The 15,218-nt window shown below is 56.1% G+C and carries 13 protein-coding genes and 1 riboswitch; of the genes, 8 read left to right on the forward strand and 5 right to left on the reverse strand.

Annotated features, from left to right (window positions below; all coding sequences use genetic code 11):
* Positions 1-12: 12 nt before the first annotated feature.
* From glmU to pth, 4 genes are all read left to right on the forward strand, one after another.
* A complete protein-coding gene (gene glmU / locus ACWORE_RS05165; protein WP_406605696.1) occupies positions 13-1,593 on the forward strand; it encodes a bifunctional UDP-N-acetylglucosamine diphosphorylase/glucosamine-1-phosphate N-acetyltransferase GlmU in 1,581 nt (526 codons plus the stop codon).
* A 120-nt stretch (positions 1,594-1,713) separates the two neighbouring features.
* On the forward strand, positions 1,714-2,682 hold the full coding sequence (locus ACWORE_RS05170; protein WP_455303024.1) for a ribose-phosphate diphosphokinase: 969 nt from the start codon (positions 1,714-1,716) through the stop codon (positions 2,680-2,682).
* Positions 2,683-2,985: 303 nt separating this feature from the next.
* Positions 2,986-3,615, forward strand: coding sequence for a 50S ribosomal protein L25/general stress protein Ctc (locus ACWORE_RS05175; protein ID WP_455303025.1), 630 nt, complete (start codon positions 2,986-2,988; stop codon positions 3,613-3,615).
* A gap of 159 nt (positions 3,616-3,774) precedes the next feature.
* Positions 3,775-4,434 (forward strand): aminoacyl-tRNA hydrolase, encoded by a 660-nt coding sequence (gene pth / locus ACWORE_RS05180; protein ID WP_455303026.1) that lies wholly within the window; start codon positions 3,775-3,777, stop codon positions 4,432-4,434.
* Positions 4,435-5,129: 695 nt separating this feature from the next.
* Here pth and ACWORE_RS05185 read toward each other — a convergent pair.
* The 4 genes from ACWORE_RS05185 to ACWORE_RS05200 form a co-directional block, all read right to left on the reverse strand.
* On the reverse strand, positions 5,130-5,777 hold the full coding sequence (locus ACWORE_RS05185; protein WP_455303028.1) for an NAD(P)-binding oxidoreductase: 648 nt from the start codon (positions 5,775-5,777) through the stop codon (positions 5,130-5,132).
* 79 nt (positions 5,778-5,856) lie between these two features.
* Complete coding sequence (locus ACWORE_RS05190; protein WP_455303029.1) at positions 5,857-6,471, reverse strand: TetR/AcrR family transcriptional regulator; 615 nt, start codon at positions 6,469-6,471, stop codon at positions 5,857-5,859.
* Between the two features lie 194 nt (positions 6,472-6,665).
* The gene (locus tag ACWORE_RS05195) at positions 6,666-7,448 is read right to left on the reverse strand and encodes an NAD(P)H-dependent flavin oxidoreductase (RefSeq protein ID WP_455303124.1); all 783 of its coding nucleotides are present in this window, start codon (positions 7,446-7,448) and stop codon (positions 6,666-6,668) included.
* The gene (locus ACWORE_RS05200) at positions 7,378-7,824 is read right to left on the reverse strand and encodes a nitronate monooxygenase (RefSeq protein ID WP_455303030.1); all 447 of its coding nucleotides are present in this window, start codon (positions 7,822-7,824) and stop codon (positions 7,378-7,380) included. Before ACWORE_RS05200 ends, ACWORE_RS05195 begins: the two co-directional genes overlap by 71 nt.
* Positions 7,825-8,034: 210 nt before the next feature.
* On the opposite strand from ACWORE_RS05200, the gene ACWORE_RS05205 reads away from it, so the two are divergent.
* A complete protein-coding gene (locus tag ACWORE_RS05205) occupies positions 8,035-9,684 on the forward strand; it encodes a peptide chain release factor 3 (protein ID WP_455303032.1) in 1,650 nt (549 codons plus the stop codon).
* Between the two features lie 44 nt (positions 9,685-9,728).
* On the opposite strand, the gene pip is transcribed toward ACWORE_RS05205, so the two are convergent.
* Positions 9,729-10,799: a prolyl aminopeptidase gene (gene pip, locus ACWORE_RS05210; protein ID WP_406605689.1), complete on the reverse strand. Its 1,071-nt coding sequence runs from the start codon at positions 10,797-10,799 to the stop codon at positions 9,729-9,731.
* 251 nt (positions 10,800-11,050) lie between these two features.
* Between pip and ACWORE_RS05215 the strand changes: the two genes are divergently transcribed.
* The 3 genes from ACWORE_RS05215 to ACWORE_RS05225 all read left to right on the forward strand — a co-directional run bounded on the left by ACWORE_RS05215 (position 11,051) and on the right by ACWORE_RS05225 (position 15,209).
* Entirely contained in the window at positions 11,051-13,483 is a 2,433-nt protein-coding gene (locus tag ACWORE_RS05215) for an MMPL family transporter (RefSeq protein ID WP_455303033.1), read from the forward strand.
* Positions 13,483-14,130 carry a TetR/AcrR family transcriptional regulator gene (locus ACWORE_RS05220; RefSeq protein WP_406605687.1) on the forward strand — a complete coding sequence of 216 codons (648 nt, stop codon included), beginning with the start codon at positions 13,483-13,485 and terminating at the stop codon, positions 14,128-14,130. The genes ACWORE_RS05215 and ACWORE_RS05220 overlap by 1 nt, the downstream gene beginning before the upstream one ends.
* A gap of 126 nt (positions 14,131-14,256) precedes the next feature.
* A riboswitch (FMN riboswitch) is annotated at positions 14,257-14,428 on the forward strand.
* Between the two features lie 46 nt (positions 14,429-14,474).
* Positions 14,475-15,209 carry a nicotinamide mononucleotide transporter family protein gene (locus tag ACWORE_RS05225; protein WP_455303034.1) on the forward strand — a complete coding sequence of 245 codons (735 nt, stop codon included), beginning with the start codon at positions 14,475-14,477 and terminating at the stop codon, positions 15,207-15,209.
* The last annotated feature ends 9 nt before the right edge of the window (positions 15,210-15,218 follow it).

Here is a 15,218-nt window from a genome sequence, read left to right on the forward strand (position 1 = left end):
TACACATAAACGATGGGAGAGTCCGTGAGTACTACCCCAGTTGCAGTCATTGTTTTGGCCGCAGGGGCTGGCACCCGAATGAAGTCAGATACCCCAAAAATGCTTCATCAGATTGGGGGGCGCTCACTACTCTCCCATTCTTTATATGCCGCGAAGGGGTTAAGCCCCGACCACCTCGTGGTCGTCGTCGGCCATCAGAAGGAGCTCGTTGCGCAGGCTGTTGAAGCCTGGCAAGAAGAAACCTCGACGACGTATGGCGTCGCATTGGCGCATCAGGAGCAACAGAACGGCACCGGTCACGCCGTCATGTGCGGCATGGACAGCGATGAATTAGCTGGCTTCACGGGGACGGTCGTCGTCACGAATGCCGACGTTCCTCTTCTGTCGTCCTCGACGCTCGATTCGCTGGTCAACGCCCACACCCATGCACCGGCAGCGGCCGTGACCGTACTCACTGTGGAGGCACCCACCCCGACGGGCTACGGACGCATCATCCGCAATGCCGATGGCGAAGTAACCGCCATCGTCGAGGAAAAAGACGCCACCGAGGACCAGCGCCGAATTAAAGAAGTCAACACCGGCGTCTTCGCGTTCGATGCCGACGTCTTGCGCAACTCATTGGGCAAGTTGGACACCAACAACGCTCAGGGCGAGATGTACTTGACCGATGTTCTTGGCATTGCCCGGAACGAGGGGCTCATCGCTCGCGGGCACATGGCGCATGATCCCGCGGAATTGGCCGGTGTGAATGATCGCGTCCAGCTTGCCGCCGCCGGGCGAGTGCTCAACCGGCATATTTGCGAGCAGCATATGCGCAACGGGGCCACCATCGTTGATCCCGAATCCACGTGGATTGATGTCGATGTCACGATCGGACGTGATGTCACCATTCATCCGGGGACCCAGCTTCACGGCACAACGCACATTGAAGACAACGCGGAGATCGGGCCCGATACCACCCTCACCAATGTCACCGTTGGTCCGGGAACGCAGGTTGTTCGCTCGCACGGTTCTGACTCCACCATTGGCAGCAACGCCCACGTCGGGCCGTTCTCTTACCTGCGCCCCGGAACTCACTTGGGCGACGAGGGGAAGATCGGGACCTACGTCGAGACCAAAAATGCCACCATCGGCCGTGGTACGAAGGTTCCGCACCTGACGTATGTGGGCGACGCCACCATCGGCGAGTATTCGAATATCGGATGCTCCTCGGTGTTCGCGAACTATGACGGGGTCAATAAGCACCACACCACCGTCGGGTCCCATGTCAGGACAGGCTCTGATACCACCTTTGTCGCACCTGTGACCGTCGGGGATGGCGCCTATTCCGGGGCTGGAACGGTGATTACCGACGACGTTCCCGCTGGTGCTCTCGTTGTCCCCGGTGCTCGGCAGCGGATCATCGAAGGGTGGGTGGCCAAGAAACGCCCGGGAACTGCAGCGGCACGCGCGGCAGAGGCTGCAGGTAAGGGAAAGGGCGTTGGCTCCGCCAACACACAGGCCGGTGACAAGCACGCCAGTACCCCCGAAAGCACAGGTAAAGCCCCCGACACTACTGCACCTACCGACAACTCGCTGACTGATAGGACGTAGTATCACTAAGTGTCGGTGATAGTTGGTGAGTCCCACTATCCCACGCCTGCATAGTCGATCAGATTTCCACTCTGACTGTTGATAATCGTGATCACCGTGGTCAACACAGAAAGGCATACCGTGAATTCACACTGGACGGAAAACCAGAAAAACCTCATGCTCTTCTCTGGGCGCGCCCACCCCGCCTTGGGAGAGCAAGTTGCCAAAGAACTAGGTATCGAGCTCACCCCCACTACCGCCCGCGACTTCGCCAATGGAGAAATCTTCGTTCGCTTCGAGAAATCCGTCCGTGGTTGCGACGCTTTCGTCTTGCAGTCCCACCCGCAGCCGCTGAACAAGTGGCTGATGGAACAGCTCATTATGATCGATGCACTCAAGCGTGGATCTGCAAAGCGCATCACAGCAATTCTCCCCTTTTACCCCTATGCCCGGCAGGATAAGAAACACCGTGGCCGCGAGCCGATTTCTGCTCGCCTGGTCGCAGACCTCTTGAAGTCTGCCGGGGCAGATCGCATTGTGTCTGTTGACCTCCACACAGACCAGATCCAGGGGTTCTTCGACGGACCTGTTGATCACATGCACGCCATGCCGATCCTCACGGATTATGTGAAAGCCAACTACGACACGTCGAATATCGTCGTGGTATCCCCCGACGCTGGACGTGTCAAGGTGGCCGAAAAGTGGGCCCAAGTGCTGGGTAACGCACCCCTCGCCTTCGTCCACAAGACTCGCGATATCGACGTCGCAAACAAGATTACGTCCAACCGCGTTGTTGGTGACGTGTCCGGACGCACCTGTGTGCTACTCGACGACATGATCGATACCGGTGGGACCATTGCAGGCGCTGTCAAGGTGCTTCGTGAAGCGGGGGCGAATGACGTCATCATCGCCACCACCCACGGTGTGTTCTCCGATCCAGCCCGCGAGCGCCTCTCCGAATGTGGAGCGCGCGAGGTGATCACCACCGATACTCTCCCGCAAAATACGGACCACTGGGACAACCTCACTGTTCTGTCGATTGCCCCGCTGTTGGCGAAGACCATTCACGAGATCTTCGAAAACGGATCCGTTACCAACCTCTTTGAGTAAGCAACCTGCATCGTCGCTACGCTTTGAGCAGGTGTTCGGCCGGAGGAACGTTTGGTTCTCCCGGCCGATCTTGCTATCCTGGGCCAATATGTCTCGGCGAGGGTGGCCCAGAAAAGTACAGGTATAGTAAAAGTACAGGTATAATACAGGGCCCCGTTATCGACGCGATGAAAATCTACAGCGGTTTTGGAATTCAGACCATTCCGCTTTTTCTGCGTGATCCTCTCTCCGGGGCGACAGGCGCGCAGATATCCTTTATGTCCTTTCTATCTGCGCGTTCATCGCTGATGATTGGAGATTATTGTGGCAACTAACATTACTGACCTTGAAGCTTTGCCCCGTCACGAATTCGGCAAAGGTGCTTCCCGTCGTCTGCGCCGCGAAGGCCGCATCCCTGCCGTGATTTACGGCAAAGAGCTCGACGAACCGATCCACATTTCGGTTGACTCCATCGAGTTCCACGCAGTCCTGCGTAACCACGGCGCCAACGCCATCGTCGACCTGAATGTTGATGGCGAAAAGCACCTGACCATGGTTAAGGCCGTCGACCAGAACGTCTTGACCCTGGATGCCGACCACGCTGACCTCTTGGCTATTCGCCGCGGTGAGAAGGTTGAGGTTGAGGTTCCGGTTGTCACCGAGGGCGACGTCGCTCCGGGCGCCATGCTCATGCAGGATGTCGACGTCATCGACGTTGAGGCCGACGTTCTGTCCATTCCGGAAGAAATCACCATTGATGTTGAGGGTCTGGAAGTTGGTACCCAGATCACCGCTGGCGACGTTCAGATGCCGGCCAACACCACGTTGATCTCTGATCCGGAGACCTTGATCGTTAACGTCGTCATTCCTGAGGTTGCCGACACCGATTCGGACAACGAGGAAGACACCGAGGGTGAAGAGACCGAGGGCGAGTCCACTGATACTGAGGGCTAGTCCGAAGCCGGCGAACCCGAAGAGTAATCCAAAACCTTGACCTAGGCTTTGATCTGGGTTTCTAACCTGTTGTCGTATCAATCTTGATAGCTCCTAGACAGCTCCTTAGGAGTTTTTTGGGAGCTGACACCATCCTTATTAAGGCCGTTTTCCGTGGGTATGTTTTCACCGTCTCAACCACGTGGCAAAGGTGCGCCGCGACGCATTCCTCGGAGCACCGACTCAGAGTCATTTCTAGTTATCGGTTTGGGGAATCCTGGCCCACAGTATGTAGGCACCCGCCACAACATTGGCCAGATGGCTCTCGACGAGTTGGCGTCCCGGGCACTTCCCGTCCCCGTGACCTTATCTCGACACAAGAAAACGAACACGGATTCGGCGCAGATGTCACTGTCTAGTCCGACTGATTCGCCCGTCTCCATCATTCTTGGCCGTCCTCGGTCATACATGAATCTTTCGGGTGGACCGACCTTTGCTTTGGCTCGTTTCTTCCATATTCCTCCCCGGAACATCATTGTTCTCCATGACGACCTCGACCTCGGTTTTGGGGCAGTTCGCCTCAAGCGGGGAGGTGGCGAAGGTGGTCATAACGGGCTGCGGGACATCACAAAAGCCTTGGGAACGAAGGATTATCTCCGAGTGCGGTTAGGGATCGGCCGCCCACCAGGGAGTATGTCTCCCGCAGACTTTGTTCTAAAAAAGTTTTCGACGCGCGAATCCACCGATGTGGCTCTTATGTGTTCTGCTGCTGCCGACGCTGTAGAGCTGCTTGCAACTCAGGGGCTTGCTTATGCCCAAAATACGATTCATGGACGCTGATTAGGGCCGGTCTATCGTCGGATCGATAATCGCCTCATGGGGCGGCTATTGCATAATTCGGAAGGCAACTATTTCTGGCTTTACGCGCGGTTTCTTAACTTCTTAAGTGTTCGCTTAAGATTCTCGTCATCCAGCCGTGCGACGTCGGCTTTGCGCAATTGCGCGAAAACATAGGGGCATCGCATACACCGCGGGGATGAGTGACAACACTTCTTTTTAGGACCCTTTTTTAGGCACTTCGCAACTTCCTCGTGCAGCGCGGTGGAGCCCATCATAGACGGTGTGTCATTAAAAAGTACGCCGTTTTTCCGGGCTTTTAGCCGGGCATAATATTGCGCTTCATATGCCGCCTCGGCATCACGAAAAGGACACGGTTTTTTTAAGCCCTCGCATTCCGGTCCCGAATCACAGCTACGCGAGAAAGTTAAATCCGACGTGGAATGTGAGTAAGCGGTCACCACGCGCTGAGTTAGCGAGGTCCTCTTTTGCTTACCCACAGTGATCACCCCTTATGACTCGCCCTTGACCTCACTATGACGGCCGGATGAAACCTGAGGTAGGCTAGCAACTCCGTCTCTAGTGAAGCTTCCGTGCACTCTCGATGATCACCATAACACCACATAGCGAGCCTTCGTAAGAAAAGGGGCAATTTTTTGGCCCCCTTAATTACCAGCGTCGCCATCGTGGAAGGATCACTACGCTCGCCAGCCTCGAGGAGGCGTCAGCACATATTCTCCCCCATCCTCAGTTTTCTCAGTGATCACGGCGAGTATTCCACGAGCTGCCTCATCCATAGAAAGAGTGGGTAAACCTGGTACTTTTGTGACGCTACCTTTCGATACAACGTCGACCGAACCTTTACTCTTATCAGTAACTTTGAGATTGACAGGGTAGATCAACGAGTAGGGTAATCCAGATTCTCGAACTAGCTGGTCAGCTTCCGCCTTATCTGCAAGGAACCCACGTAGAACAGTTCGATAGATCACGCGAGCAAACCACGATGCTTTATCAAATGTGTCGCCCGCACCAAAGACGGAGGTCACGACAATCCGGGGTCCGCCAGCGTTCGTCAACGCCGTTATAACCCCTGGCATACGTTTCTTCATGAACGACGAATCACTCATCTTCCCTGTTATGGCTACGAACACTACGTCAACGTGACGAGCAGCCTCGGTGAGACTAGCTGTATCTTCAACTGCGCCTTTCACCACCGTGATATGTGAGTCAGTAGCCACAGCTTCGGGACGGCGGACAAAAGCTACGACATCATGCCCGGCCTGTGCTGCCTGGCGAGCAACCCGTGAGCCTACGTTTCCTGTTGCCCCAACAATTAGCATTCTCATTATGCACCAACACCTTTCTCGACTATGAGAGACCATGCCACTATTTATGTCTCAGCGATCCTTGATTCCGTTGTGGCAGTTAAAGCTTGCGATTAAGTGCACCCTCCAAAGCTCGTATGCACAGATCTTCGATGTCCGCAAGTTTCTGACCATCGTTCATTGCGACGGTTCCGCGGACAATATGTTGGACAAAAACCAGCCAACCCCCTATCACCAGGCGATTGTGAGTTGAATCATCCATACCAAGCATCTGAATAATCCACGTCTCTTGTTGGCGGTGATTGTTTTCCACCAGTTCCGATGCTGGTAAGGCTATTCCCTCTGGGTTATACAGCTGACGCACGTCCTCACCCGCTGCAGAAATATGGCCTAGATAACTGCTGAGCGCTTTCCGCAGATTGTCACGACGGCTAAGGGCTGGATCTGGGCGTGTGGCCTCTAACAAGCTACGTGCTTCGCGACGCCACAATCCCTCCAAAAGGGCGTTTTTACTGGGGAAATAGTGATATATCAAAGATCGCGTCACACCAGCATCACGCGCAATCGCACTAACCGATGCTGACGCCACACCATGACGAACAAAGTGTGCTGCCGCAACGTCAAGAATTTGGTTTGCCCGAGCGTCCGGTTCCATACGTAGTTGACTTTGGGTGAATGGCGGGGTGGCTGGATCGGAACCTGATGTTAAAGGCATGCGCTCATGTTACCATTTATTATACAGGTGTAAAATAAAACACCGTCTACTAACCGTCCCTCACATTCTCGAAACTAGAGTAAGAAACTGGAGTAAAAAGACTCATCACACTCCCATGCCAGTACAGAAAAACAACAAATTCTACCTTCATCGAAGACCTTCGACATAAGAAGGATTGCCTCTTACCTGGCTTATTATCGACCGCGCATTAACAAATCAACCACGCTACCAGCAGTTCCCCCATGGACTTGTGCAACGCTCTGCCCAGACCACAGTGACATGTAATCCGTCTCTCCTTGCTCAGTTGCTGCCTTCCGAATCGGTGAGGTGAGCCCATTGACCGCGGGATAGACCGATGGTGCGTCGGGGTGCGCATCAATAAAGGCGTTGCGACGCCCGCGTGCTGGTCGCCCGGAATACGCGCGAGTAATTACGGTGTCATCGGCCGTCGCTGAAATGAGCGCCTGTTTGTAGGGGTCATTCGTTCCCGCTTCGTCGGTCGCGGCAAATATGGTTCCGGCTGCGACAGCGTCAGCACCATGTCGTAAAACTTCCCCTACGTGATCCGGAGTAGCGATTCCCCCTGCTGCGATGATGGCTGGGCGTGTCGAAGAGTCTATTTTCGCGAATAGATCGGATACTGCCTGCACAAGGGACATCAATGGTTCGGAGCTGGGCCCTTCATCGGGTGTCGCTGTCGCGCGATGCCCACCGGCTTCCGGCCCCTGGACTACGACCGCGTCCACACCTCGCTCGTCCGCGACCTGCGCCGCGTGAGTGGTGGCGACAGTTGCCCACACTTCAATTCCGCACGATTGGAATTCGTTGACCAGGTCCTCGGGCGGGAGACCAAAAGTAAAACTCAGGACATTGGGAACCGAGGCACCCTTAGCGTGATTATCACCGTCAGCGTGTCCGCCTCCTTGCTGCTCTCGCCGTCCGAGACACCGCGAGCTTCCCCTCCCAGTGGTCGTCAGTGGTCCAGTTCAACTCCGGTTCGGCCACACCAACCCGTTCATAATCCTTCGCCAGCTCATCGCGATATGCCGCAGCGCGATCGCGGTCCACTCCGGAAGGGCTGGGTTGAGGCACAAAGAGGTTGAGGCCATAGAAGGGTTCCGCACCGCATTGTCGTGCCCGGCGGGCGACGTCGTCAAGTTCTTTGTCTACTGCTTCTGGAGTTTTATATCCTGCTGCTAAGAAACCGAGCCCTCCGTGGGCAGCGACTGCGTCAACCAGCGCCGGCGAGGAGGGGCCTCCCGCCATGGGGGCGGCTATAACGGTCCGGTAGGCTCTCGATCTCACTGTCAAGGAAGTGTCTTCTGTCGATTGTGTGTTCTGTATCTTATTCATGGCACTGAGAGTACAGGGTCATAACCACGCAGAAGGGTAAATCACTAAAAGCACTGCCCCACAGAGGTGCGGCTATCATAGAGCGGTTAGGTTAACGACGGCCTACACTAACGGCATCGTGGCAGCCGAACATAACCGGCGAGACGACCCGGCGAAATAAAGGCGAAATAAGACAGCCCAGAGACCAGCGAGAGGAAAAGGAACGCTCAGATGAGTACAGTCGCGGAGGAAAGCGCACGACGCCGCACATTCGCAGTGATTGCACACCCCGACGCTGGTAAATCCACTCTCACCGAGGCTTTAGCGCTTCACGCCCATGTGATCGCCGAAGCGGGGGCTGTTCATGGCAAGGCCGGCCGTAAGTCCACCGTGTCGGACTGGATGGAGATGGAAAAAGATCGTGGTATTTCCATCGCATCGTCGGCTCTCCAGTTCGAGTATCTTCCCGAAAATGCGCCGAAGGGCACCGAGCCCTATGTCATTAATCTCGTTGACACCCCTGGTCACGCGGATTTTTCGGAGGATACCTACCGTGTCCTCACAGCGGTGGATGCTGCGGTCATGCTCATCGACGGTGCGAAGGGCCTGGAGCCCCAGACGCTCAAGCTGTTCCGCGTGTGTAAAGCGCGTGGGCTTCCCATCATTACGGTGATTAACAAGTGGGACCGCCCCGGCCGCGCTCCCCTCGAGTTAATGGACGAGATTGTCGACGAAATCGGCCTCCAACCAACCCCACTCTTCTGGCCCGTCGGAATGGCCGGTGACTTCCACGGCCTCGCCCGGCGCGACGCCGAGGGTAATGTCACGGAATATATCCACTTCTTGCGCACCGCGGGTGGGTCAACAATCGCTCCGGAGGAGCATTACTCTCCCACCGAGGCATCGTCGAAAGAAGGCGATGTGTGGGATACGGCGGTCGAGGAGTGCGAGCTTCTCACGATGGACGGCGCGGTCCACGACCAGGAGCTTTTCCTGGACTGCACAACATCTCCTGTGGTGTTCGCGTCGGCAATGTTGAACTTTGGTGTTCACCAAATTTTGGACTTGCTCTGCCAGCTTGCCCCTGAGCCGGGGCCACGCAAAACAGATCCCAAGGTTCTCGAATCAGCAGGCAAGGCGACAGGGGCAATCGATACGGAGCGTTCACCAGAAGATCCGTTTTCCGGCGTAATTTTCAAGGTCCAGGCTGGCATGGATACTCATCACCGAGACAAGCTGGCCTTTATGCGGGTGGTGTCGGGCGAGTTCGATCGCGGGATGCAGGTTACTCATGCGCAATCTGGCCGCTCATTTTCGACGAAGTATGCGCTCACCGTGTTTGGGCGAACGAGGTCGACGGTCGAAACGGCGTATCCCGGCGACATTGTGGGGCTCGTTAACGCGGGATCATTAGCTCCTGGCGACACGATTTATGAGGGCACGAAGGTGCAATTTGCCCCCATGCCCCAGTTCGCGCCGGAGAATTTCCGTACGTTGCGTGCTCGCTCGCTGGGAAAGTATAAGCAGTTCCGCAAAGCGTTGGAGCAGTTATCGTCCGAGGGCGTAGTGCAGATTCTCCGCAACGACGCCCGTGGCGACGCTGCGCCGGTGATGGCTGCGGTTGGGCCTATGCAGTTTGAGGTGATGCAGGCCCGAATGGCCAACGAATACAACGTCGAAACGGAAACGAGCCCTGTACCGTATTCGGTGGCTCGGCGTACCGACCACGAATCCGCCCCGGAACTCAACCGCCAGCGCGGTGTGGAGGTGTTCACCCGTGATGATGGCGAGCTCATTGCCCTATTCGGCGACAAGTGGAAACTGCAGTTCATTGAGCGTGAGCATCCGGAGTTCACACTCGAGCCGATGATTGCTGACTAGTCGGGGCCGTACTGATCCTGGCTGCCTCGTCTACGACGCCGTCTTTACGACGCGAACGTTTCAGCAAACCTGTCTGTCGCCGACACTAATGTCGACGTTGTTTCTTCTTCATACGACGCATGTCCGGACGTCGGTGACCACACGAATGTGGCTTCAGGCCAAGCTTGATGCAGCTGCCACGCTGTGATGGGCGGGCACACAACATCGTAACGTCCTTGGGCAATAACGGCTGGGATATCGCGGATCTTATCGACGTCACGCAAAAGCTGCCCTTCCTCAAGGAACCCATGATTGACGAAATAGTGGTTCTCGATGCGTGCGAAGGCGAGGGCGAACCGCTCATCTTCATGGGTGTCGGTGGGCTGTTCGTGCAGGTAGGACGTCGATCCTTCCCACACGCTCCACGCCCGGGCGGCAGCGACAGCTGTGTCATGGTCGTCCGACCGCAGCAGTTCATGGTAGACGTCGATGAGGTTGACATCGGGTAGGTGTGTCAATCCAGCCGGGTTGAGCGGATCAGGTTTTTTCTCATCGGGAATGACAGAGACGAAGCGTTCCCACTTGTCGGGGAACATGTAAGCTGCGCCGCCGTTGTAGTACCAATCGAGCTCGGTACGTCGCAGCATAAAAATGCCTCGAAGGATGATAGCCAGGGTGCGCTCTGGATGGCTCTGGGTGTAGGCGAGTGACAATGTGGAGCCCCATGATCCGCCGAAGACGACCCACTTCTCGATGCCTAAGTATTCTCGGATCGCTTCGATATCACCGATCAATTCAGATGTGGTGTTCACCGAGAGTTCTGCGTCGATATTGGTATCAGGATCTGCCAGGTGCGGAGTTGATTTCCCACATCCGCGCTGGTCAATGAGGATAATTCGGTACTTCTCGGGATTAAAGAAACGAGCATCCCTGGCTGTGGTTCCACCGCCTGGGCCACCGTGAATAAAGACGGCAGGAACTCCCTCCGGATTTCCATATTCGACATAGGCGATGTGTTGGGTGCTAGCTGGGGACTGAGGGTCAACCGGTCGTTCGATGGTCCCTTCATTAAATGGGGTCGTCTCCGGGTAGAGACCCTTGTTTACTGCCGCAATCTGGACGTCATGTACGTTCATGGGTTCCACCTAACCACATTGGCCCGAGTTCCGGCCCGCGGCCCGTTTTCCGGTCCATCGCCCATTTTCCGACGGCTCACCGTTATCTACGCATCCGTAAAGTAACAATTTCATATCGACGTCCTGAAAAAGTTGCACACAGCATGCAAGTTTTTCTACTGTGGCAACGTCTTCCTCCTACGCGTCGAGAATGAGGTTCGCGTAGCGCCCCCTTAGGAGACACCTACCCCTCTAAGAAAGGCTGGCTACCTATGGCGCGGTTCCTTTACCGTGTAGGCACTGCTGCCTACAAGCACAAATGGCGGTTTATTGCCGTCTGGCTGCTCATCCTCATCGGGATGGGCGCGGCTTCAGCTGCTTTGTCAACCACAACAAGCTCCACCTTCTCGATCCCTGGTATTGAGAGCGAAAAAGCTCAAAACACCATGAAGGAGCGTTTCCCTGGTTCGGAAGACCAAACCACCCCCCCCACCGGCACACTTGTCTTCCAGGCTGAAAATGGAAAGAAGCTCACTGATCCCGACGAGCAGCAAGCGGTCAATGCCACTCTGACCAAGCTCAAAGACGCAGGCATCCTCAAAGACACCGATTCGATGGTGGATCCTGCTACCGCTGCTGCTGGCATCACCCAGAAGATTACGGCCGTCGGCCAGCAACAACAGTTGCCGGAAGAGCAGATTGCCAAGAATGTTCAGTCGGTCTCACCGCTCTCGAGCGATCAGAAAACCGGCACCGTGGACATCACCTTTGATGCCGATACCGTGTCCGATATCCCTTCGTCGGATATCGACAAGTTCGAAAACATTGTCGACGATTCACGGTCGTCTAATCTCGACATCCAGTATGAAGGCCAGGCCTTCACGATGGAAGAACCGAATTCTGCCACCTCAGAACTCATCGGTATCGCCGTCGCCCTTGTCGTCCTGATCATTACCTTCGGTAGCCTGATTGCGGCTGGTATGCCGATTATCACAGCCTTGGTCGGTGTCCTCATCGGTAACTTGGGCGTGATGGCGCTGACCGGTCTGGTCGATAGCGTGAATGACTCTACCCCGATCTTGGCTTCGATGCTCGGTCTCGCGGTGGGTATTGACTACGCGCTCTTCATTACGTCGCGGTACAAGAACGAGCTATCGAACTCGACCTCGAACCGGGTTCATGCCGCTGGACGCGCTGTGGGGACCGCCGGTTCGTCAGTGGTTTTCGCTGGTCTCACCGTCATTGTGGCTCTGTGCGCACTATCCGTCGTGAGGATTCCATTCTTAACGACGATGGCGCTGACCGCTGCCGCAACGGTTGCCATCGCTGTCCTCGTTGCCTTGACTTTGCTTCCCGCTGTCTTAGGTCTCTTCGGCAAGACGTTCTTCAAGGGCAATGTGCCCTTTATCGAGGCACCTGATCCGGAACGTGAAAAGCCAACCATGGGTCTGCGCTGGGTTCGCATCATTCGTAAGCAGCCGTGGGCCTTTTTGGGTGTCGGAGTCATCGCGCTAGTGTTGGTTGCACTTCCTATGGCCCGTATGAATCTCGCTTTGCCGACGGACGCTACCTCTGACCCGAGCGAATCTCCCCGGCAGGCCTATGAGATGGTTGACGACGCTTTCGGCCCCGGCCGTAACGCACCTCTCGTTGCCGTCATCGACGCCAAGGACGTGCCAGAGGACCAACGCCAACCGGCATTTGCCAAGGCTGTTCAGGAGTTCAACACTATTGACGGTGTTGAGAACGCCATGCTCAGCCAGGTTAATGACTCCGGTGACACTGCACAGGTGTTGATTGTCCCCACGACAGGCACGGTGGATGACAAGACGAAGGACACCATGCAGGCAGTTCGTGATAAGGAGGATGCATACTCTGAAGAGACCGGCGCACACTATGGCGTCACAGGTGTCACAGCCATTGAAACGGACATCTCCGATCGTCTGAACAATGTGCTGGTCCCCTACATCGCTATCGTCCTCGTCCTGGCGTTCTTCATCCTGATGCTGGTCTTCCGTTCAATCCCGGTCCCGCTCATCGCGGCTCTCGGCTTCGGTCTAACAGTCTGCGCTACCTTCGGTTTGACCGTCGGGTTCTTCCAAGAGGGTTGGTTGGGCATCATTTCCGACCCGCAACCCATCATTTCGTTCCTGCCGATCATCCTGATTGGTATCGTCTTCGGCCTGGCCATGGACTACGAAGTGTTCTTGGTATCCCGTATGCGCGAGGGATGGCATCACGGAAAGACAGCCGGCAATGCGACCGCGAACGGGTTCAAACACGGTGCCCGCGTCGTTACCGCTGCTGCCTTGATCATGATCTCCGTGTTCGCAGCCTTCATGCTGCAGGATATGCAGGTCATTAAGACAATGGGCTTCGCGTTGGCCGTCGCAGTGTTTATCGACGCCTTCCTGGTACGCATGACACTGATCCCAGCCACGATGTTCATCCTCGGCGAAAAAGCCTGGTGGCTCCCCAAGTGGATGGACAAGATTACGCCACGGGTCGACGTCGAAGGTGAAGGTATTAAAGACATCACTCCCGACGACGAGACCCAGGATGGCTCGCAGAACGGATCTCATGCCGCGTCCGACGACGATGCCACCGACGATCCGACCGTGTCTGAACCAGTCGTCCCTGAAACTCGCAATCAACGCCCTGATGGGGGCCACTCGGCAGGCAGTACGAAAGTAGATGCTGACTAATGACTGGCCTTCGTGAATCGAAGAAAGCGGCCACAAGACAGACAATCGGCGACGCTACGCTCACCGTCATCACGAATCGTGGGATCGACGGGTTCACCGTAGCGGCCGTTGCCGAGGAGGCCGGAGTGTCCGTCCGGACATTCCATAACTACTTCTCCTCAGTCAACGAAGCCCTGCAGTACCAGTGCTCTACGCTGCTTGATTCGTTTGCGCCGATTTTCGGCGATGCACCCGCGGAGTGGGACACGATTTCGTGCTTCGAGCACGCGGCCGAACAACTTGTTCGCACGATCTTCGATAAAGGATGGGCGGCAACGAACCCGGAAGCCATCGGACTCTATCTCCTGAGATCCGACAATTCCGAGTTCGCGGACCAGTTCAAAGCGAATATTGAGACCTTGCACGACGCCATCGCCGACCGAGAGTCGGCCCGGTGTGGCAGGCCTATCTCTCCCCATTCGTTACACGTGTGCTTACTCTATGAGCTCTCCATCGCCGCGATGAACGCCGTCATCACCAGCTTCGGTTTGCGGCGCGGCAAGTCTCTGGCTGACCAGGGCATCACCAAGGAGGAGTTCTTGACGGCAATGCATAAGTCCTTCGCGACGATCCGTGAACATTTCATCGACGCGCCTATGGACTCATAGTGATCGACGATTGCTGAGTAATATAGCGACAGTGGCTCACCCACCGACGGGTGAGTGATGTCGTGGCGCTGCTGCTTCCCGTTATTGGGTTGCGGCAGCGCTATTTGTGTGAGTGAGTAATATAGAGATCATTCTCAGGGCGGGGTGAAATTCCCCACCGGCGGTAAACCTCTTCTGATAGAGAGGACGAGGCAAGCCCGCGAGCGCCCTCGTGCGCACATCCGTGCACACGAGGGGTCAAGCAGATCCGGTGTAATTCCGGAGCCGACGGTCATAGTCCGGATGGAAGAGAATGTAGTTCTGTATGCCTCTGAGGATCACGTCGTCTTGCTACGGAGAACATCGTGAATCCTTTTTCTCATCTTCTCAACGCCACAGTCGTCATCGCCGGCTACCCGATCTTGTGGAGGGAAATCGTCGGCAATCTTTTTGGTCTCGCGTCCGCCATTGGTGGCATGAAACGCGTGGTGTGGGCATGGCCGGTGGGCATCGTCGGCAATATTCTGCTTTTCACCGTGTTCTTGGGTGGGGTGTTTGACACCCCACAGAATCTTGATCTCTACGGCCAGGCTGGACGCCAGGTCATGTTCCTCATTGTCAGTGCCTATGGCTGGTATCAGTGGCGAGCCGCCCGGCTGCGCGGAATCCGGGAATGCCAAGACACCGACCCGTCGCGATCAATCGTCTCGGAACCCACCGAAGCAGCGGTGGAGCCTCACTGGGCAACGGCACGTCAACGCCTCACCATGGCCGGTGTGGCGGTCATCGGAACTATTGTCTGCGCCTGGATTTTCAGCGCCCTGGGATCGTGGGGACCGTGGTCTGACGCCTGGATTTTCGTCGGCTCGATGCTCGCCACCTACGGCATGGCGAAGGGGTGGACCGAATTCTGGCTCATTTGGATCGGCGTCGACCTCGTCGGGATTCCGCTCCTTCTCGCAGCCGGCTACTACCCTTCCGCCGTGTTGTACATCGTGTACGCCGGCTTCGTCATCTGGGGATTCGTTGTGTGGGCGCGGCTACAGCAGCACACACAATCCCTGCAGATAGACCACCAGAAACACTCAGTCACCGTGTAGTGCCAGTGC

It is taken from the genome of Corynebacterium sp. c7Ub_26, from assembly GCF_053760365.1.